The sequence below is a fragment of the Streptomyces sp. CC208A genome (genome assembly GCF_030010625.1).
Classification (GTDB): Bacteria; Actinomycetota; Actinomycetes; order Streptomycetales; family Streptomycetaceae; genus Streptomyces.
Map to the genome: position 1 here is coordinate 122,815 of NZ_JASCXN010000018.1, position 19,555 is coordinate 142,369.

General features: G+C 69.4%; 16 protein-coding genes, 1 tRNA gene and 1 pseudogene. 9 read left to right on the plus strand and 9 right to left on the minus strand.

What is annotated here, in order from left to right:
- Positions 1–73 precede the first annotated feature (73 nt).
- From QK442_RS20510 to QK442_RS20525, 4 genes and pseudogenes are all read left to right on the plus strand, one after another.
- A complete protein-coding gene (locus tag QK442_RS20510) occupies positions 74–1,447 on the plus strand; it encodes an FAD-dependent oxidoreductase (RefSeq protein ID WP_282695444.1) in 1,374 nt (457 codons plus the stop codon).
- A pseudogene (locus QK442_RS20515) lies at positions 1,444–2,809 on the plus strand (MFS transporter). The gene QK442_RS20510 and the pseudogene QK442_RS20515 overlap by 4 nt, the downstream one beginning before the upstream one ends.
- A 321-nt stretch (positions 2,810–3,130) precedes the next feature.
- The gene (locus QK442_RS20520) at positions 3,131–3,799 is read left to right on the plus strand and encodes a DUF998 domain-containing protein (protein WP_282695445.1); all 669 of its coding nucleotides are present in this window, start codon (positions 3,131–3,133) and stop codon (positions 3,797–3,799) included.
- A gap of 70 nt (positions 3,800–3,869) precedes the next feature.
- Positions 3,870–4,082, plus strand: coding sequence for a DUF4287 domain-containing protein (locus QK442_RS20525; RefSeq protein ID WP_282695446.1), 213 nt, complete (start codon positions 3,870–3,872; stop codon positions 4,080–4,082).
- A 340-nt stretch (positions 4,083–4,422) separates the two neighbouring features.
- On the opposite strand, the gene QK442_RS20530 is transcribed toward QK442_RS20525, so the two are convergent.
- The 5 genes from QK442_RS20530 to QK442_RS20550 all read right to left on the minus strand — a co-directional run bounded on the left by QK442_RS20530 (position 4,423) and on the right by QK442_RS20550 (position 10,430).
- On the minus strand, positions 4,423–5,124 hold the full coding sequence (locus QK442_RS20530; protein ID WP_282695447.1) for a VTT domain-containing protein: 702 nt from the start codon (positions 5,122–5,124) through the stop codon (positions 4,423–4,425).
- A 693-nt stretch (positions 5,125–5,817) separates the two neighbouring features.
- Positions 5,818–6,438: a GNAT family protein gene (locus tag QK442_RS20535; protein ID WP_282695448.1), complete on the minus strand. Its 621-nt coding sequence runs from the start codon at positions 6,436–6,438 to the stop codon at positions 5,818–5,820.
- 29 nt (positions 6,439–6,467) lie between these two features.
- A complete protein-coding gene (locus QK442_RS20540; protein ID WP_282695449.1) occupies positions 6,468–7,595 on the minus strand; it encodes a ThiF family adenylyltransferase in 1,128 nt (375 codons plus the stop codon).
- Positions 7,596–7,893: 298 nt separating this feature from the next.
- On the minus strand, positions 7,894–9,894 hold the full coding sequence (locus QK442_RS20545; RefSeq protein WP_282695450.1) for an AAA family ATPase: 2,001 nt from the start codon (positions 9,892–9,894) through the stop codon (positions 7,894–7,896).
- 281 nt (positions 9,895–10,175) lie between these two features.
- A complete protein-coding gene (locus QK442_RS20550) occupies positions 10,176–10,430 on the minus strand; it encodes a hypothetical protein (protein WP_282695465.1) in 255 nt (84 codons plus the stop codon).
- A 387-nt stretch (positions 10,431–10,817) separates the two neighbouring features.
- Here QK442_RS20550 and QK442_RS20555 point away from each other — a divergent pair, with 387 nt between their 5' ends.
- Together QK442_RS20555 and QK442_RS20560 are read left to right on the plus strand one after the other, a co-directional pair.
- Positions 10,818–11,408 (plus strand): hypothetical protein, encoded by a 591-nt coding sequence (locus QK442_RS20555; protein WP_282695451.1) that lies wholly within the window; start codon positions 10,818–10,820, stop codon positions 11,406–11,408.
- Between the two features lie 59 nt (positions 11,409–11,467).
- The gene (locus QK442_RS20560; protein WP_282695452.1) at positions 11,468–12,322 is read left to right on the plus strand and encodes a hypothetical protein; all 855 of its coding nucleotides are present in this window, start codon (positions 11,468–11,470) and stop codon (positions 12,320–12,322) included.
- Positions 12,323–12,525: 203 nt separating this feature from the next.
- Here the strand turns inward: QK442_RS20560 and QK442_RS20565 are convergent.
- Positions 12,526–12,596 (minus strand) — tRNA-Gly (locus QK442_RS20565).
- Positions 12,597–13,001: 405 nt separating this feature from the next.
- On the opposite strand from QK442_RS20565, the gene dcd reads away from it, so the two are divergent.
- Both dcd and QK442_RS20575 read left to right on the plus strand, forming a co-directional pair.
- Positions 13,002–13,577 (plus strand): dCTP deaminase, encoded by a 576-nt coding sequence (gene dcd, locus QK442_RS20570; RefSeq protein ID WP_282695453.1) that lies wholly within the window; start codon positions 13,002–13,004, stop codon positions 13,575–13,577.
- A 14-nt stretch (positions 13,578–13,591) separates the two neighbouring features.
- Positions 13,592–14,089, plus strand: a complete 498-nt coding sequence (locus QK442_RS20575) for a phosphoribosyltransferase (protein ID WP_282695454.1) — start codon at positions 13,592–13,594, stop codon at positions 14,087–14,089.
- A 70-nt stretch (positions 14,090–14,159) separates the two neighbouring features.
- Here QK442_RS20575 and QK442_RS20580 read toward each other — a convergent pair whose 3' ends face one another.
- The 3 genes from QK442_RS20580 to QK442_RS20590 form a co-directional block, all read right to left on the minus strand.
- Positions 14,160–15,005 carry a Yip1 family protein gene (locus tag QK442_RS20580; RefSeq protein ID WP_282695455.1) on the minus strand — a complete coding sequence of 282 codons (846 nt, stop codon included), beginning with the start codon at positions 15,003–15,005 and terminating at the stop codon, positions 14,160–14,162.
- 141 nt (positions 15,006–15,146) lie between these two features.
- Positions 15,147–17,411: a heterodisulfide reductase-related iron-sulfur binding cluster gene (locus QK442_RS20585; protein ID WP_282695456.1), complete on the minus strand. Its 2,265-nt coding sequence runs from the start codon at positions 17,409–17,411 to the stop codon at positions 15,147–15,149.
- 130 nt (positions 17,412–17,541) lie between these two features.
- On the minus strand, positions 17,542–18,270 hold the full coding sequence (locus QK442_RS20590; RefSeq protein WP_282695457.1) for a sugar transferase: 729 nt from the start codon (positions 18,268–18,270) through the stop codon (positions 17,542–17,544).
- Positions 18,271–18,516: 246 nt separating this feature from the next.
- On the opposite strand from QK442_RS20590, the gene QK442_RS20595 reads away from it, so the two are divergent.
- On the plus strand, positions 18,517–19,555 hold a 1,039-nt coding region (locus tag QK442_RS20595; RefSeq protein ID WP_282695458.1), incomplete at its 3' end, for an Hsp70 family protein.

Here is a 19,555-nt window from a genome sequence, read left to right on the forward strand (position 1 = left end):
TGACGAGTGTCGATGCAGGTGCCATGCTTGCAGCGCAAGGGATCGACGGATGTCGAAGCAAAGGGGAATCGTCGTGAACACCACCGCCACCGACCAGCTGCCCGTCGTGGTCATCGGCGCCGGGCCCACCGGCCTGGCCGCCGCCGCCCACCTCGTCGAGCGCGGCCTCGAACCGCTGGTCCTGGAAGCCGGACCGGCCGCAGGTGCGGCGGTACGCGAGTGGGCACACGTCCGTCTGTTCTCCACGTGGGGAGAGGTCACCGACCTGGCCGCCGAGAAGCTCCTGGCCCCCACCGGATGGGTGAAGCCCGACGTGAAGACCTACCCGTCCGGCGGCGACTGGGCGGAGCGGTACCTCCAGCCGCTGGCCGACATCCTCGGCGACAAGGTCCACTTCGGTGCGACGGTCACTGGTGTCTCCCGCTCCGGCCGGGACCGGATCGTGGACGCCGACCGCGAGGCCCAGCCGTTCGTCGTCCACGTCGCGTACGCAGACGGCCGTGAGGGGCGGCTGTTCGCCCGCGCGGTGATCGACGCCTCCGGCACGTGGTCCACCCCGAGCCCGGCAGGAGCGTCCGGCCTCACCGCCCTCGGAGAGAAGGCCGCCGCCGACCGCGTCACCTACCGCGTCCCCGACCTCAGGGACCCCGCCGTCCGAGCCCGATACGCGGGCAGGCGCACCGCCGTGATCGGCTCCGGCGCCTCCGCCTTCACCGCGCTCGCCGCCCTCGCCGACCTGGCCACGTCCGAGGACGGCGCGGGGACGAAGGCCGTGTGGATCCTGCGCCGGGGCATCTCCGGCTCCACCTTCGGCGGCGGGAGCGCCGACCAGCTCCCCGCCCGCGGCGCACTGGGTCTTGCCGCGAAGGCGGCGGTGGACGAGGGCCACGCCGACGCCGTGACCGGCTTCCGTACGGAGGCGATCGAGCGCGACGGCGACCGCCTGGTCCTCGTGGCCGAGGACGGCCGCCGGCTCGACCCGGTCGACGAGGTCATCGTCCTCACGGGCTTCCGCCCCGACCTCTCCTTCCTCTCCGAGCTCCGCCTCGGCCTCGACGAGCGCCTCCAGGCCCCGGTCGAACTCGCCCCGCTCATCGACCCCAACCAGCACTCCTGCGGCACCGTCTACCCCCACGGCGTCAACGAGCTGTCCCACCCCGAACAAGGCGTCTACCTCGTCGGGATGAAGTCCTACGGCCGCGCCCCGACCTTCCTCGCCCTCACCGGCTACGAGCAGGTCCGCTCCGTCGTCGCCGCCATCGCGGGCGACCGGGAGTCGGCCGAGCGCGTCGAGCTCGTCCTCCCGGAGACCGGGGTGTGCGGCGGCGCCGGCCTCTTCGACCAGCCGGACACGGAGCAGTCGGCGGATGGTGGAGGTTGCTGCGCCCCCACCCCGGCGCTCATTCAGCTCGGTACCACGACCTCGGCACCTTCCTGCGGCTCGTGACCGACCTCGACACCCGCACGGACGGGGCCGTGACCGGAACGGGGGACCGGTCGCGGCCCCGCGCCGCGCTCCCCGCCCTCTGCCTGACACAGATCACCGGCTGGGGGATCGTCTACTCCGCCTTCCCCGTCCCGCTCTCCCGCATCACGACCGACACCGGCTGGTCATCAGCCGCCACGACGGGCGCGTTCTCCCTTGCTCTCCTCGTCTCCGCGGCGGCAGGCGTACCGATCGGCCGCATCCTGGACCGGCGCGGCCCACACCTGGTCATGACAGCGGGCTCCGCCCTCGCGGTCATCGGCGTACCGGCCGTGGCAGCCGCCCCCGACCTCCCCGCCTTCTACGCCGCGTGGGCCCTGACCGGCATCGCGATGGCCGCCACCTTCTACCAGCCCGCCTTCGCCGCACTCACCCTCCCCCAGACTTCGTCCGGGGGACCCCCAGTGGGGCCCCGACCGCGTCCGCGCCCTCACCATCGTCATCGTCACCCTCGTCGGCGGCCTCGCCTCCACCGTCTTCGCCCCACTCACCGCCGCCCTCGCCGAACACCTCGACTGGCGCGCCACCTACCTCGTGCTCGCAGGCGTGCTCGCCGCGATCACCCTCCCCTCCCACGCCCTCGCCCTACGAGCACCCTGGCCACCCGCCCCGCAGTCCCGGGACCCTGAACAGCCGACCGGAGGCGACAGGACCGCACGCGGCAGGGCCTTCCTCCTGCTCGCCACGGCGTTCACCCTCTCCGGCTTCGCCATGCACGCGGTCGTCATCGGGCTCGTACCGCTCCTCGAAGAGCGTGGCGCGAGCCCGACCACCGCCGCGTGGGCCCTCGGTCTCGGTGGCCTCGGCCAGACCCTCGGCCGCACCCCCTACGCCGCCCTCGCCACTCGCACGACCGTCACCACCCGAACCGCCGCCCTGATCGCCCTCGGCGGAGCCACCACCGCGGCCCTCGCGCTGGTCCCGGGCCCCATCCCGCTCCTCGTCCTGCTCTCCGTCCTCGCCGGAGTCGTACGGGGCAACCTCACCCTGCTCCAGGCCACCGCCGTCACCGACCGCTGGGGGACCGCGCACTACGGCCGGCTCTCCGCCCTTCTCGCCGCTCCGGCCACCATCGCCGCCGCCCTCGCTCCCTGGGCCGGAGCCACACTCGCCGGCCTGCTCGGCGGTTACGGCGGCCTCTTCCTCGCCTTGGGCGGATGCTCGTTGGCGGCAGCCTTCCTGGCGACGCGAGCCTCACCACGAGAGAAGACATGGCGCCGCCCAGGTCCGGAGCGACCGCTGCCAGGCGGACGGCTCCACCGAGCCCCGTACAGCACGCGAGCCCGGAGAGGTTCGGACAACGAACAAGCCCCAGGTCCCTGACCTGGGGCCTGGCCGTGGAGCGGATGACGGGAACCGAACCCGCGCCATAAGCTTGGGAACCACCGCCACCTGCCTCGATCATTTGGCGACCGACCTGCGAAAACACCCGTGGGAACGGCTTCTCTGGCTGCCTTCGAGGCATCCGCGCCGACCGCTGTTCACCGCCCCTGCCGGCACGTTGTGGCACGGTCTTCTCGACAGGCCGCCCCCGGGGAGGACGGTCGTCCGGCTTGTGACGCAGCGCACTTCGCCCGCAGCGATGACTTCGTGCGCGGTCGTAGGTCATATGTGCGTCAACATCGACGCGAGAAAGGCCCGGCCATGACCCATACGCTCAGCGCTCCCCAGAACGCCACCCCTGTCGCGCCCGAGTCCGGCCTTGCGGCACGGAGGGCTCTGGTCGGTGGCGTGGCGGCAGGCCCGCTGTTCCTCCTGGCGGGCATCGTTCAGGGCTTCGTGCGGGACGGGTTCGACTTCACCCGTAACGCGATCAGCCAGCTGGCCCTGGGGGAGGCGGGCTGGATCCAGACGGTGAACTTCCTGTTCGCCGGAACGCTGCTGATCGTGGGTGCGGCCGGGCTGCGGCAGATGCTGCGAGGAAGCGCCGGAGGAACGTGGGGTCCGGTACTGGTCGGTGTCTTCGGTGCCTCGTTCTGGGTCGCCGCTCTCTTCCCGGCCGACGCCGGGGCCGGCTTCCCCGAGGGCTCCCCGGACGCGACGGTGATGAGCGGGCACGGCGCCGTGCACATGTTCGGCGGGATGATCGGTTACCTCGCCCTGTGCGCCGTGTTCGTCGTCCTGGCCCGCCCGCTCGCCGCCCGGGGCCACCACGGCTGGGCTCGCACTTCGCGCCTCGTGCCCGTCGTGGTTCTCGCCGGCTTCATGGCCTCCGCCGCCTCCGTACTGGCCTTCACCGCCGGCGCGGGCCTCGGCCTGCTCTGGCTCACCGCGGTGACGGCCCGTCTGGCCACCGCCGAGGCGGACCGGTAGCCGCCTGTCGTACCGGGCAGGCATCATCGACACCGCCAAGATCCTTTCGAAAGGAAGCGGGGGACATCCCATGACCGACGCAGTAAAGGGTCCCGCCAGCTACTTCCCCTCCATCGAGAAGAAGTACGGCCGCCCGATCTCCGAGTGGAAGGACCTCATCCGTTCCTCCCCGCTGACCAAGCACATGGAGCTCGTCTCCTGGCTCAAGACCGAGCACGGCCTGGGACACGGCCATGCCAACGCCTTGGTCGCGCACACGCTCGCCGAGCCCAGCGGCCAGTGATCGGGAAAGCGATCACGCCGTCCGGCTGGTGACAGATCACGTGACGTCTGCGAGGAACTCACGGAGTACGCGCCGCAGGACGTCCGGCCGCTCCATGGGAACCACTCGGCACTTGGGCATGTGGACATGCTCTGAACTGCGAAAACGGTGACCTTCGATCCGTGTCCGGCGGCTTCGTCGAGCCCCTTGTCCACCGCTGTTCACCGCACCTGCCGGCACGTTGTGGCACGACCTTCTCGGTCGGGGTGACGGCGTCCACGCCGTCGGTCGTCTGGGCCATGTCTTTGGGCCATGCCTTCGCCGCGAGCGAGGCCGTCGTGACGGGGCTTCGCGTGGCCCTTCAGCGCTTGGCGTGGCGGCGTCGCTCGGTCCGGGCCTGGATGTCGTCGTCCCGCATGTCGCCGGCAGGTGTCTGCTGGGCGCGGGCGCGGAGGACCTCGATGACGATGGGTACGACGGAGAGCAGGACGATGCCGACGAGGATGGCCTCGATGTGCTCACGGACGAGGTCGATACGGCCGAGGGAGGCGCCGAGGAGGGTGACACCGACGCCCCACAGGATGCCGCCGACGATGTTGTACGTGAGGAACGAGCGGTAGTTCATGCGGCTGACGCCGGCGATGATCGGCGTGAACGTCCGCACGATGGGCACGAACCGGCACAGGACGAGCGACTTCGGACCGTGCTTCTCGAAGAACTCGTGTGCCTTGTGCACGTTCTCCTGCTTGAAGAAGCGGGAGTCGGGCCGGTTGAAGATCGTCGGCCCCACTTTGCGGCCGAACAGATAACCGGCCTGATCGCCCAGGATCGCCGCCGCCGCGATGAGGGTGCACGCCAGCCACAGGGGTGTGTCGAGGACGCCGGTGGTGATCAGCAGGCCGGTGGTGAACAGCAGCGAGTCACCGGGCAGGAAGAAGCCGATCAGCAGGCCGGACTCGGCGAAGACGATCGCCAGCACTCCGTACAGGCCGAACTCGTTGATCAGGAAGTCGGGGTCCAGCCAGCTGGGACCGAGCGCGAGGGTCGAAGCGTAGGTGTTCACGGGCGGAAGGGCTCCTGCGGAGGTGGTGGACGTGATCGGCCCACAGACAGTGCGGACAAGCTACCAAGGCGGTGGCAGCCCCGCCGTCGCCGCCCGGTCGTCCTGAGCTTCTGCATGCTCTTCGTGGCCCGTACATGGTGCGTGACGGGCTTCGATCCCCTTTGGCGAGGCGTCCCATCCCGACGTCTCTGGACAGCAACGAAGCCCCAGGCCGTTGACCTGGTGCTTCGTCGTGGAGCGGATGCGGGAATCGAACCCGCCCCACAAGTTTGGGAATCACCCGGCACTTGGGCCTCTAGGTGGCCTCTGACCTGCGAGTACGTTCCTCAGGCTCGTTGTTCTGGCTGCCGTGCCGAGCCCCTTGGCGACCGCTGTTCACCGCCCCTGCCGGCACGCTGTGGCACACGGCCCTCCGAGCGGACGCGGACGGGGCGGACTCCCACTCCCCGGGCGGCGGGCTCGGTGCCGCGCAGACGGGCCTCGATCTCGGCGACGACGAGGTCGCGCGAGGTGGAGGTGTCGCCGGCGTACGGGGCGAGGCCGGCGTCAGGCAGGCGCGGATCTCGGCCTCGGACTGATCGGCCGTCCCCGCGAGGAACGCCTCGCGGGGTGGTCGGCGATGCTGTCCACCGTTCGCGCCGTGAGGGCTGTCCCGCTGCGGACACCATCCTCGAAACCCGCCGACGGCAGGACTCATCGGCCGGTCGTCACGTACGCGGACCGTGCCGGTGCGCCCGAAGTGCCGGTGGGGGAAGGGAAGGCGGCACCGCGGAGGATGGCCTGCTCGGCGGGGGTGGCCCGGCTGATCCACGCGGGTGCGAGCGCCGCGTAGGTGGTGACGTCGTGCCACCGGCCCTGAGTGTGGAACAGTTCCCGCAGTGTGGCCTCGGGCTGCAGCCCGGCCGCGAGCATCACCTCGCGCATCCGGGTGTGATCGGCGCGGTGCCCGGCCCAGATGCGGTGCAGCCCCAAGTGCCCGAATCCATAGGCCATCAGGAGGCGCCCCGCTTCGTGCCCGTGACCCCGCACAGGTGCGTCGGGGAGCAGGACCAGGCTGGTGAGCATGGCGTTGCGCCCGTAGTCCTCGATGAGCAGGCCCATGGTGCCGACCATGACGTCCTGGCCAGGTGGACAGACGGCCAGGGTGTGCTTGCGTCGCGGATGGGTGTAGGGCTGGGCGAGATGCTGCGCGAACGCGTCCTGGGCCTGACGGGCGTCCATCCGGTCGACACCGAGGTAGCGAGTGAGCACACGGTGGGTGTGGATGCGCTCGAAGGGGGCCAGGTCGGTGGCCCGCAGTTCACGCAACCACAAGTGTTCACCGTGGAGTTCGGGAAGGTGGTTCACCGGGCTGCTCCCGCGGGGACAGGCTCGGCGTCGATGGCGTCGATGGCGCCGATGATCTCTTCGAGGTCCGTGTAGTAGCGGCCCGAGACCACGGGCGCGCCGAGCAGGATGCGGCGCGCGGTGTCGGTGACCAGGGCGCCGCCCAGCGTCACCCCGCTGGCCAGCTGTGGCCAGCTGGACAGGGAGTGCCCGATCCGGCCGAGCGCATCCTTCATGGCAGGACTGAGCCGGCTCTCGTCGCAGACGCGCAGCAGGTAGGCCAAGGCGTCCGCCGGTGTGAGACGCCGTACATCCTCGGCACTCAGGTCGCCGCCCCGGCCGTGGAACAGAGGACGGTCCGGCTCCAGGTCGAAGCGTTCGACGTCCAGCATCCCCCGGTCGTTGGTGTCCATCAGGACCGGGACACCGTGGCGTCGTGCATGCTCGCGAGCGGCGGTCTTCACCCAGGGGGTGTCACACTCCTCGATCACGAGGTCGAGCGGACGGTCCGCAGCGCCGAAGAAGGCGTCGATGGTGTCCTCGGTGAGTCCCTCCTGCCACAGCTCGATGTCGAGGTAGGGGTCGATCTCGTACATCTGCCGTGCGCACAGCACTGTCTTGGGCAGCCCCAAGTCGTGCACGCCGGCCCGCAACCGGTTGAGGTTGCTGAGTCCGAGAGTGTCGAAGTCGGCCAGACGAAACGATCCTCCGACGCCCTCCATGGCGCAGGTGAGCGCCGCACTGTTGCCCACCGACAGGCCGATCACCCCGATCCGCCGCGCGATCAGACGCCGCTGCTCGGCAGTGGTGATCTTGCCCCGGTTGCGGTCGGTGCGCACCCGCCGGAACTCCTCGCAGGGCAGCACATGCACGAGGCGCCCGGACCACGGGTACCACGCCCACGTTCCGTAACGGCTGAGCTCGGCGCCACCGGTCAGCTCTGCCACGGCTTCCGCCAGCCGACGTCCCGTGAGGACGGCATGAGGGCGCGAGCAGCGCGCCAGTTCGGCGAGCTGCTCGTCGATGCGGTCATGCCGCTCGCGCACGCGGCCGGAGTCGAGCAGAGCGTCGAGGACGGCCCGGTCGTCCTCCTCGGCGGGGCGTAGCAGGGTGGGACGGACGGAGACCTCCCGTCCCGGTGGCATCGGCATGAGGTACTGCGGGTCACCCGGACTTTCGGGAAACGAATTGATCACGAGGCCGGAAGCTACCAGTGTGTGATCTTTGAATCCCTCTGCGCGAGGGGGCGTACGCGGTCGAATTCGTGCGCGGTACTTCACCACCTCACGCCCCCTTGCGCCGACGCGCTCCCGAAGGCGACTTCGGCCAGGCGGCACAACGCTTTTCGCCACTTCGGACCAGCGCGGAGAAAGTCGCACCGGGCGCGGCGAACGGGTGATCGCCCGGGAAAGTCATCTCTTGTGATCGCGCCGCGCCGACGCCCTACAGGGGTGGCTCACCGCCGGCCGCCCAGGCGAGCATCTCGCCGGGGTCCGCATGGGCGGCCTCGCTGCGGTACGACTCGTAGGCAACCGCACCCACCAGCCTGCGCGCAGTGTCCTCGCCCGCCTCGCGCAGCGGGGCCACGTCCGGAGCACCACGCTGCGGATGCCCCACCGCGTCCCACAGCCGCTGGCCCGCGCCGGACGCGAGCGCCGCGGAATAGCCGTCTCCGTTGGCGGAGAAGGCCGCGGCCAGCATGTCGAGGCCCAGCGCGATGCCGAAGGTGTCGCCGATCTGCTGCTTCGCGTGCAGCATCGAACGGGCGTACTCCAGGGCCAGTTCACTGTCCCCCTCACGCAGTGCGACCACACACATCTGGTAATCGGCATACGAGCGGATCCAGTGCTCGCCCATGGCGACACACTCCGCGCGCAGGACCGTGGCCGACTCCAGACTCTCCTCCAACTCCCCGAGCCCGGTGAGGGCGAACAGACGCAGCATCCGGCACATCATCACGGCCTGGGGGGCGGCGTCCGTGCCGTGTGCGTCCGCGTTCCGCAGGGCCTGCTCCAGAAGCTCCAGGCTCGGCCGGGGATTGCCCCGCAGAAGGTCGCTCATGGCCTGCAGATAGGCGGCTCGCAGCAGCGCCGTCGGATCCCCGGTGACACGGGCGTGCTCCAGGCACTGGCGCGCCAGGTGCGTCCCCGCGGGATGATTTCCCTGCAGGAGATAGGTCAAGCCGAGGGCCCACAAAGCCCTTTGCCGCACGGGCCCTTGGCTGTCGCAGGCCTTCAGCGTGCGTGAGAGATAGAGCTGCGCGGTGTGCGCATGTCCGCAGCAGGTCCAGTAGAAGCCCGTCAAGGTGGCCAGCTCGAGCGCCGCGTCGACGTCGTGGACGATCAAGTGGTCCAGGGCCGCACACAGATCGGGGTGCGCCTCCTTGATGGTGCGATACCAGCCGGTCTGCTCGGCACTCGTCCACGTGGCGTCCGCGTGCCGCGCCTCGGTCAGGAAGTACGAGGCGTGCCGGCTCGCCATCGCGTCCAGCTCGCCGAGCTCGGCGAGCCACAGACGCCCGTATTCACGCACCGTGTCGAGCAACAGGTAGCGCCCGCGTCTGCGGGTCACGACGGACTTGTCCACCAGCCTGTCCAGAGCGTGGCCCACGTCGAGGGCGGAGAGCGGCCCACCGGCGCACAAGGCCACTGCCAGGGTCTCGTCGAAGTGCCCTTGGACAATGGACAGCCGCGCCCACAGCAGACGCTCCGCAGGCGTGCACAGTTCATGGCTCCACCCCAGGGCGGTCCGCAGCACGTCGTGCCGGCGGGGCGCCACTGGACGCACCTCATCCTCCCCCCGGCTCAACTCGTGCCGCGGGCGCCGCAGAAGGTCCTCGATGCCGCAGTGCCGCAGTGCCCCCGCGGCGAGCTCCAGCGCCAACGGAAGCCCGTCGAGGTAGGAACACAGCTCGGTGACCTGGTCCAGGTCCCCGGGCTCGGGCACGTGTCCCAACTCCGTGGCACGCCGCAGAAACAACTCGGGGGCGTCCGTGGCACACGGCAGCGGTTCGACGACAACGACGTACTCCCCGTCCAGGTGGAACATCTCGCGGCTGGTGGCCACGATCCTCAGATGCGGACACTTCTCGAGCAGCCTCTGCACCAGGCTCCGGCACGCGGTCAGCACATGCTCACAGGAATCGAGCACGAGCAGCAGTTCGCGATCGCCGATCCAGTCGCAGATCACATCCACCGGCATCCTCGGCGTGTGATCGGACAGACCGCACGCATCAGCCACGAGCGCCGCGAGCAGGCCGTCATCGCGCAGCTGCCACAGATCCGCCCAGCAGGAATCCTCCGCGGCGGCCACCAGGCCGAGGTCCACCACCTGCCGTGCAAGCCGCGACTTGCCGACGCCCGCCACACCGGTCACGGTCACCAGCCGGCAGACCTTCAACAAGCTCTGGAGCTCGGCCAGTTCCCGCTCGCGCCCTACGAACACGGCCCCCATCCCTCCCATACCCGTGGACAGGCTTCCGGCCCGGCGCGACGGCCTCCTTCATGCCGACGGACTGCGCAGAGGGACACGTATCGCGTGTCCTGCGGCAAGACCCCGGAGCCGGGGCCGCGCCGAGAACGAAAGCGTGCACGCATCCTGGCAGCCCGGGCCTGATCACGGAACACGAATGACGACGGTCGAACCGGCACCACCACCGAGACCGTCACAGGGACCCAGCGGTCACCGCCTGCCGTACCGTCCCGGCCCGGCTGCGTGGAGCGCTTTCACGCCGATGACCGCCGTGACGGCGACCTGGCGGCGCCGAGGGAACGCGTCTCGGCGGGCAGGTCGGCGTGGCCGCGCCGCAGCTGGTCGAGCCCGCTGAGGGCGGCGGTGCCCCAGGTGCCGAGGCCGGCGAGCAGGAGAGCGGAGCCGGTGCGGTGTGCGCGCCCAGAGAGGTCGAGACGACGACGAAGCCCCAGGTCGCTGACCTGGGGCTTCGCATGAAGAGCGGATGACGGGAATCGAACCCGCGCCATAAGCTTGGGAATCGCCCGGCACTTGGCCAGGTAAATGGGCTATGACCTGCAGAAACGTCCGACAGGCGGGATGTGGCGGTCGGCCTGGGCGGCCCCGTGCTGGCCGCTGTTGACTGCCTCTGCTGGCACGTTATGGCACGGCAGGGCGCGTGCTCGGAGAAGGCTGCGGTGATCTACCAGCACTCCGACGACGAACGTCAGTGGGATCGGGTCGGCGATACGGCCGAGTCCCCGGTTGACCTCCGAGCGGCGTCTTGGTTCATCCCATAGGCGTAAGTTTCCCTCGATTCCTGGTCGAGTCAGGACTAACGGCTCGAAACTTAACCGAGATGCGGCCGGTCACAGGACCGAGCCGGGGATGTCCTACAGGCATGCGAGGGAATCTTCATGCTCACCGGCAAGCTTCGTCTCACCGCCATCGCCACACTTGCCTCTCTGGTGATCGGGGGCGCTTCGGTCGCGACGACAGCCGCATCCGCCCGGGACGGTGACGTGTCGGCAGACACTGCGGTGCCGGGTGTAGCGCCATCTGGATCCGACGCGTCCGCGGTCTACCTGGACGGTGCCGGTCAGGTGATGGACATGGATGCGGTCGACGAATCAGATGCGCCCCGGCATGCTGCGGCGCTCGGATGTACGCCGTACAGCGGGAGGGACAATCCCCACCGGTCGAGAACCGGAGTGGTGGCCTCTGGCCATGGGTGGTGGGACAAGGGGAACTGCAGCAACGACCGCGCCAAGGTGTTCAACTGCCTGTACGAGTGGTACACGGACAACACCTGGCGGCAGCAGGCGTGTTCGGATACCAAGACGCTCAAGCCCGGTGGCGGGAGCGTTCAACGCACCGTGGCCCGTCGTGACTGCCGCGACACCCGACGCACGTCGCGGCGCAACCACGTGGACGTCGATGTGATCGGCGAGATCGACACCGGAGAGAAGCCGATGAACCAGGCTGAAGTGGACTGCCGCGTGTACTGAGAGGCGCTGTCGGCCAACTCCACGGGCAGGCCGTTGAGCCGATCTGCAGGGAGATCGACATGTCGGAGCAGGATGCCACCGCGCAGCCGGGCATTGCGCCCACCGCTCGTCCCACCGTGGGAACCATGTTCGCCGCGCTCTATGGAGAGCTGGTCCCCCACGCATGGCGCGACCCTGCCTCGGAGCACGACGCGTACCAGTTGTTCCATCAGCGATCGCTCGCCATGGGCTGGCTCGACGACAGGTCGGGCACTGGGGAAGGGAGCGCCTCCGGTGGTCGCACGCACGTCGCACCCGGGCTGTGGGCCATGAACGACGCGGGTTGGGGCCACCCCCTTGCCGCTCCGGGACCGCACCTGATCTCGTGGTTCCAGGTCGAGGCGAGCGCGTTGGCCGATGACGGGCCGCTTCCTGTGCAGCCGTTCCTGCGCTGCGCGCAGGACACGACAGAGCGGATCGGCGCCGTGCGTCTCGCCGCGGTCCAGGTCCTTCTGCCGGTGCAGGGCATCGACGCCTCGGCTCGCCCGCCGCACGCGCTGCTGCCCTCTATGCGGACGCCGGCCTGGTTCGGCGAGTGCGACCCGCGGGCGCGCGTACCGGTGAAGGTCCGCGTCGACGGCGGCCTCGACCCGGCGATCCCGGGTGTGGCACCGCAGTTCGCCCGCCGCGTCGTCCCTCCCGACCAGAACGTGTTCGCGGGTGGGCTCGACGAGGCTGTTCCCCCGGAACGCTTTCCGCTGCCGCCGTTCGACGACCGCTTCTGGAACGGGCCGCCCCTGCACGGCATGACGCTTTCCGGCGAGTTGGCGGAGTGGTCCTGTGACGCGGTCGGCTGGCTCGCCGCGACCGTGGCGGACTCCGCCGCGCACATCGGCATCCGCGCCCCGGTGCTGTTCACTGTCGTACGGGCCTGACCGTGCGGCGGGTCGCGCCGCCTGGGCGGCCCGGATCATAGGCCGGACGTCCCGCCGCCAGGTCGGGCGCCGACCGAGGTGGTGCGGCGCGTGCCCTCTGGACTAGGCATTTTCGCGGGATGGGGCACGCAGAGGACACGGCAGTCCCAACAGGTCTAGACAACGGCGAAGCCCCAGGTCGCTGACCTGGGGCTTCGTAGAAGAGCGGATGACGGGAATCGAACCCGCGCTATAAGCTTGGGAAGCTCATGTTCTACCATTAAACTACATCCGCGCAGCGGCCGGATGAACCAGCCGCATCGTTGCACACTGTACCCCATGTGCCACGGGTGGCGTAGCCCGTCTCTCCCCGGCGGGTCGGAGTGCCGCGTGGAGGGGTGTCCCGTTGATCCCCTAATGTGGCTGTCTCGTCCACCACGTGTGTAGGGGAAGGGACTTGATGGGTTCCGTGGAGCGCACCGTCGTCCGCTGTGCCGAAGGGCACGTGTTCAGTACCGCCTCGTTTCCGCTTCAGCAGCTCGGTGCCGGGCGGATCGGGCCCGGGCGGCTCGTCCGGTGTCCGCGGTGTGCGCGGTTGAGGCATGCGGTGCCGGTGGAGGTCCAGCAGCGGTGAGCTGAGCAGGTCGGGCGCGGGCGGTCCCGATTGGGGAGGTCCGCGCCCTCTGCGTATCGTGGGGGCGTGCTTCTCTCAGACAAGGACATCCGGGCCGAGATCGATGCCGGGCGGGTGCGCATCGACCCGTACGACGAATCCATGGTGCAGCCGTCGAGCATCGACGTGCGGCTCGACCGCTTCTTCCGGGTGTTCGAGAACCACCGCTACCCGCACATCGACCCCGCCGTCGAGCAGCTCGACCTGACGCGTCAGGTGGAGCCGGAGGGCGACGAGGCGTTCATCCTGCACCCGGGCGAGTTCGTGCTCGCCTCGACCTACGAGGTCATCACCCTCCCGGACGACATCGCCTCCCGGCTGGAGGGGAAGAGCTCTCTCGGGCGGCTCGGTCTCGTGACCCATTCGACCGCCGGGTTCATCGACCCCGGCTTCTCGGGGCACGTGACCCTGGAGCTGTCGAACCTCGCGACCCTCCCCATCAAGCTCTGGCCGGGGATGAAGATCGGGCAGCTGTGCATGTTCCGGCTGAGCTCGCCCGCCGAGTTCCCGTACGGCAGCGAGCGGTACGGCTCCCGGTACCAGGGGCAGCGCGGGCCGACGGCCTCCCGCTCGTACATGAACTTCCATCGGACCCAGGTGTGAGGCGGTAGCCGGACATGAGTGAAGTACGCGAGAACCTGACGTACGAGGGTTTCGGGGCGGCCGTGCGCGAGCTGGCGCAGACCATCGCCGATGACGGCTACGAGCCCGACATCGTCCTCTCCATCGCCCGCGGCGGGGTGTTCGTGGCCGGCGGGCTGGCCTACGCCCTCGACTGCAAGAACATCCACCTGGTGAACGTGGAGTTCTACACGGGCGTGGGGACGACGCTGGAGATGCCGGTCATGCTGGCGCCCGTTCCGAACGCGATCGACTTCAGCGACAAGAAGGTGCTCATCGCCGACGACGTCGCCGACACCGGCAAGACCCTCAAGCTCGTCCACGACTTCTGCGTCGACCACGTCGCCGAGGTCCGGTCCGCCGTCATCTACGAGAAGTCCCACTCCCTCGTGAAGTGCGAGTACGTGTGGAAGAAGACCGACGAGTGGATCAACTTCCCCTGGTCGGTCGAGCCGCCTGTCGTGAAGCGCGAAGGGCAGGTTCTCGACGCCTGAGAACCGGAGGAACCCCTGGATATGAGAAAAGCCCCTGACAGGGGCTTTTCTCATATCCAGGGGGCCTTCTCTACAGCGTGCCCAGCTTGATCAGGCTCAGGAGGGCCACCAGCTGGATCGCCGAGGCGCCGAGGGCCTTGGGCCAGGGGAGGTCGTGGGAGCGGCTGACCATGAGGGTGAAGAGGGCGCCGGCGGCGAGCCAGGTGAGCCAGCCGATGATCTGCACCAGGCCGTTCTCGCCGCCCAGGAAGAGGGCGAAGAGCAGGCGGGGCGCGTCCGTGAGGGACATGATCAGCATGGAGAGGCCGACCGTGGGCTGCCAGGCGCCGTCGCCGCCGAGCTGGCGGGCGAGGGTGTGGGTGACCGCGCCGAGGATCAGGCCGCCGAGGACGAAACCGGCGCCCGTCATCAGGACGTACGGGACGATGCTGGACAGCGTCGCGTTCAGCACCTCCTCGCGGGCCTGGTCGAAGCCGAAGATCGCGAGCAGGCCGTAGAGGAAGGTGACGATCAGCGCCGGGCCCCAGACCGCGTGGTCGCGCATCCGCAGGAAGGTGTCCGCCGGGCGCAGCACGATGCCGCTCAGCAGGGCCTTCCAGCCCAGGCGCGAGCCGGCCGGGACCGGGGCGGCCTGGTACGGGGCCGCGTGCGCGTACGGGTCGTCGACCTGGAACATCTGGGTGTGGCCCGGGTTGTTCGCCGTCACCGGGTCCTGGTGGGGGTGGTGCTGTCCGGGGTCGCCGAAGTACTCCGGCTCCCCGTACGGCTGCTGCTGAGGTGGCTGTTGCTGCCACTGCTGCTGCGGGTACGCCGGCGGGGGCGCGTTGTACCCGTACGGCGCCTGCTGCGGTCGATGTTGTTGCGGGTGCTGCGGGGGGCGGTTGTCCCGGCCGCGTCCGTTCCTGAATCCAGCCACGCCCTTGAACGTACCCGCTTCCGCCGTGCGCCCGCTCCTTTGGGGCTGACCTGTGACATCACCCAGGGGATCCCGGGGGACGGGAAAGGGCCGCCCCCCGCTGGTCCCAGCGAGGGGCGGCCCTCCGTCACGTACCGGTTCCTACGCGGCCGGCTCCGGCGCCGGTTCCTCGGCCGACTCCGGGGCCTCCGGCTCCACCGGGGTCTTGACCGAGTCGAGGAGCAGCTGGGCCACGTCGACGACCTGGAGGCTCTCCTTGGCCTTGCCGTCGTTCTTCTTGCCGTTCACGGAGTCCGTGAGCATGACGAGGCAGAACGGGCAGGCGGTGGAGACGATGTCCGGGTTGAGGGACAAGGCCTCGTCGACGCGCTCGGTGTTGATGCGCTTGCCGATCCGCTCCTCCATCCACATCCGGGCGCCGCCGGCGCCGCAGCAGAAGCCGCGCTCCTTGTGGCGGTGCATCTCCTGCTGGCGCAGGCCGGGGACGGCGGACATGATCTCGCGCGGCGGCGTGTAGACCTTGTTGTGGCGGCCCAGGTAGCACGGGTCGTGGTAGGTGATGAGGCCGTCGACCGGGGTCACCGGGATCAGCTTGCCCTCGTCGATGAGGTGCTGGAGCAGCTGGGTGTGGTGGATGACCTCGTACTCGCCGCCGAGCTGCGGGTACTCGTTGGCGATGGTGTTGAAGCAGTGCGGGCAGGTCGAGACGATCTTCTTCGCCGACTTCGGCTTCTTCGTCGACTCGTCCTCGTCGTCCTCGCCGAACGCCATGTTCAGCATGGCGACGTTCTCCTGGCCGAGCTGCTGGAACAGCGGCTCGTTGCCCAGACGGCGCGGGGAGTCACCCGTGCACTTCTCCTCGCCGCCCATGATCGCGAACTTGACGCCCGCGATGTGCAGCAGCTCCGCGAAGGCCTTGGTGGTCTTCTTCGCGCGGTCCTCCAGGGCGCCGGCGCAGCCGACCCAGTAGAGGTAGTCGACCTCGGACAGGTCCTCGATGTCCTTGCCGACGATCGGGACCTCGAAGTCGACCTCCTTGGTCCACTCGACGCGCTGCTTCTTGGCCAGACCCCAGGGGTTGCCCTTCTTCTCCAGGTTCTTCAGCATCGTGCCGGCCTCGGACGGGAAGGCGGACTCGATCATGACCTGGTAGCGGCGCATGTCGACGATGTGGTCGATGTGCTCGATGTCGACCGGGCACTGCTCGACGCAGGCGCCGCAGGTGGTGCAGGACCACAGGACGTCCGGGTCGATGACGCCGTTCTCTTCCACGGTGCCGATCAGCGGGCGCCCGGCCTCGGCGAGGGCCGAGGCGGGGACGTCCTTGAGCTGCTCGGCCGAGGCCTTCTCGTTGCCCTCCATGTCCTTGCCGCCGCCCGCGAGCAGGTACGGCGCCTTGGCGTGCGCGTGGTCGCGCAGCGACATGATCAGGAGCTTCGGCGAGAGGGGCTTGCCGGTGTTCCAGGCGGGGCACTGCGACTGGCAGCGGCCGCACTCGGTGCAGGTGGAGAAGTCGAGGAGGCCCTTCCAGGAGAACTGCTCGACCTGGGAGACGCCGTAGACGTCGTCCTCGCCCGGGTCCTCGAAGTCGATCGGCTTGCCGCCGGTCGTCATCGGCTGGAGCGCGCCGAGGGCGGTCTCGCCGGTGGCGTTGCGCTTGAACCAGATGTTCGGGAAGCCGAGGAAGCGGTGCCAGGCCACGCCCATGTTGGTGTTCAGCGAGACCACGATCATCCAGATGAACGAGGTGCTGATCTTCACCATGGCGGTGAAGTAGATGAGCGTCTGGAGCGTGGAGAGGGACAGGCCCTTGAAGGCGAGGACGAGCGGGTACGAGGCGAAGTACGCGGCCTCGTAGTGCTCGACGTGGTGGATCGCGCCCTCCAGGCCGCGCAGCACGTAGATCGCGAGGCCGATGGTGAGGATCACGTACTCGACGAAGTACGCCTGGCCCGCCTTGGAGCCGGCGAAGCGGGACTTGCGGCCGGCCCGGCGCGGGAGGCTCAGCAGGCGGATCACGATCAGCGCGGCGATGCCGAGGATCGTCATGACGCCGATGAACTCGATGTAGAGCTCGAAGGGCAGGAAGCCGCCGATGACCGGTAGCGTCCAGTCGGCCTGGAACAGCTGGCCGAAGGCCTGCGCGAGGGTCGGCGGCAGGGTCAGGAAGCCGACCGCGACGAACCAGTGCGCGAAGCCGACGATCCCCCAGCGGTTCATCCGGGTGTGGCCCAGGAACTCCCGGACCAGAGTGACGCTGCGCTGGTAGGGGTTGTCGGTCCGGGTGCCGGCCGGGACGGGCTGTCCCAGCTTGAAGTACCGGACGAACTGACCGATGGCGCGAGCGAGCAGGGCAACGCCGACCACGGTCAGCGTCAGCGACACGATGATCGCGACGAGTTGCATGACGGGCTCCTCGGGCGGGCCCGCTCACGTACCTGAGCCGAGCCTACTAAGCGGTAACTTATCTAGTCCGTGCTGAGATTACCGGCCCGGACGCCGCACTTGTAGCGGACCTCGCGGTGATCTGTGTCGCTCAGGCAAGCCTTGCCGCGCGGGCCGAGGCGCGCCGGAGACGACGACGGCGGACTGCTGGAAGCGTACGCGCCAGGACGGCCAGATCCATCCCCAGCCAATGGTGGTCCACATAGTGGAGGTCCAGCAGCTCGCGCTCCTCCCACGGCAGGTCGGACCGGTCGCTGACCTGCCACGGCCCGGTCACCCCCGGCCGTACGGAGAGCCGGCGCCGCGCCTCGCCCGTGCACTCCGGGTGGGCGGGGGAGAGCGGACACGGCCCGACGAGCGACATCTCGCCCCGTACGACGTGCAGCAGCAGCGGCAACGCGGCCAGCGGGCTCCTCGTCCGGAAGGTCAGCATCGTGAAGGCCCGGCCGTCGAGCCCCGCCACCTTCCGGCGGCGCAGCAGCGGCGCCCCGCCGGGGGCCGGGGCCCCCAGGGTGAGTGAGAGCACGACGACGGCGAAGAGGGGTGAGAGCGCGAAGAGCAGCACCGCACCCCCCAGCAGATCGAAGGCGCGCTTGAGGTCGAGGGGGCGGGCGGGGGCAGGGGTACGAGTGGGGCCGGGAGCGCGGGTGGGTCCGGGGGTGCGTCCGGCGTCAGGGTCGGGTCCGGGGTCAGGGGCGGGGGCACGCCCGGCTGCAGGGGCGGGCCCGGAGGTGCGTCCGGGCTCGGGGGTGCGCCCGGGCTCGGGGATGCGTCCGGCGTCGGAGTCGGGGTGCGTCTGGTGCGTGCGGTTCGCCGTCATGCCACGGACCCCTTCGGCTGAGATCATGGGATGTTCGTGGAATATGCCTGCTTTGCCCGACATGGGGCAGCAGGACTCTCCCATCTCCCCGTCGCCGCGTCAGGGAGCGACGCGCATCCCGCGTCCCTTTGAGTGGCCGGCGCGGCGAAGAGTTGAGTCGACACGACTCAGGTCTGTTGACGCCGTGCGTCCCGTCGTGCATCCTTGAGTCAGTTCCACTCAAGTCAGTCAGCTGGAGGAATCGAAATGGCACGTGCGGTCGGCATCGACCTGGGCACCACTAACTCCGTCGTCAGCGTTCTCGAAGGCGGCGAGCCCACCGTCATCACCAACGCCGAGGGTGCCAGGACCACGCCGTCCGTCGTCGCCTTCGCGAAGAACGGCGAGGTGCTCGTCGGCGAGGTCGCCAAGCGACAGGCCGTCACCAACGTCGACCGGACCATCCGGTCCGTGAAGCGTCACATGGGCACCGACTGGAAGATCGAGCTCGACGGGAAGACCTTCAACCCGCAGCAGATGTCCGCCTTCATCCTCCAGAAGCTGAAGCGCGACGCCGAGGCCTACCTGGGCGAGAAGGTCACCGACGCGGTCATCACCGTCCCGGCGTACTTCAACGACTCCGAGCGCCAGGCCACCAAGGAGGCCGGCGAGATCGCGGGCCTCAACGTCCTGCGCATCGTCAACGAGCCGACCGCGGCCGCCCTGGCCTACGGCCTGGACAAGGACGACCAGACCATCCTCGTCTTCGACCTCGGTGGCGGCACCTTCGACGTGTCCCTCCTGGAGATCGGCGACGGCGTCGTCGAGGTGAAGGCCACCAACGGTGACAACCACCTCGGCGGTGACGACTGGGACCAGCGCGTCGTCGACTACCTGGTGACCCAGTTCAAGAACGGTCACGGCGTCGACCTGTCCGCCGACAAGATGGCGCTCCAGCGTCTGCGCGAGGCGGCCGAGAAGGCGAAGATCGAGCTCTCCTCCTCGACCGAGACCTCCATCAACCTGCCCTACATCACGGCCTCCGCCGAGGGCCCGCTGCACCTGGACGAGAAGCTCACCCGCGCCCAGTTCCAGCAGCTCACCTCCGACCTCCTGGAGCGCTGCAAGGTCCCGTTCCACAACGTCATCAAGGACGCGGGCATCGCCCTCTCCGAGATCGACCACGTGGTCCTCGTCGGCGGCTCGACCCGCATGCCGGCCGTCGCCGAGCTCGTCAAGGAGCTGACCGGCGGCAACGAGGCCAACAAGGGCGTGAACCCGGACGAGGTCGTCGCCATCGGCGCCG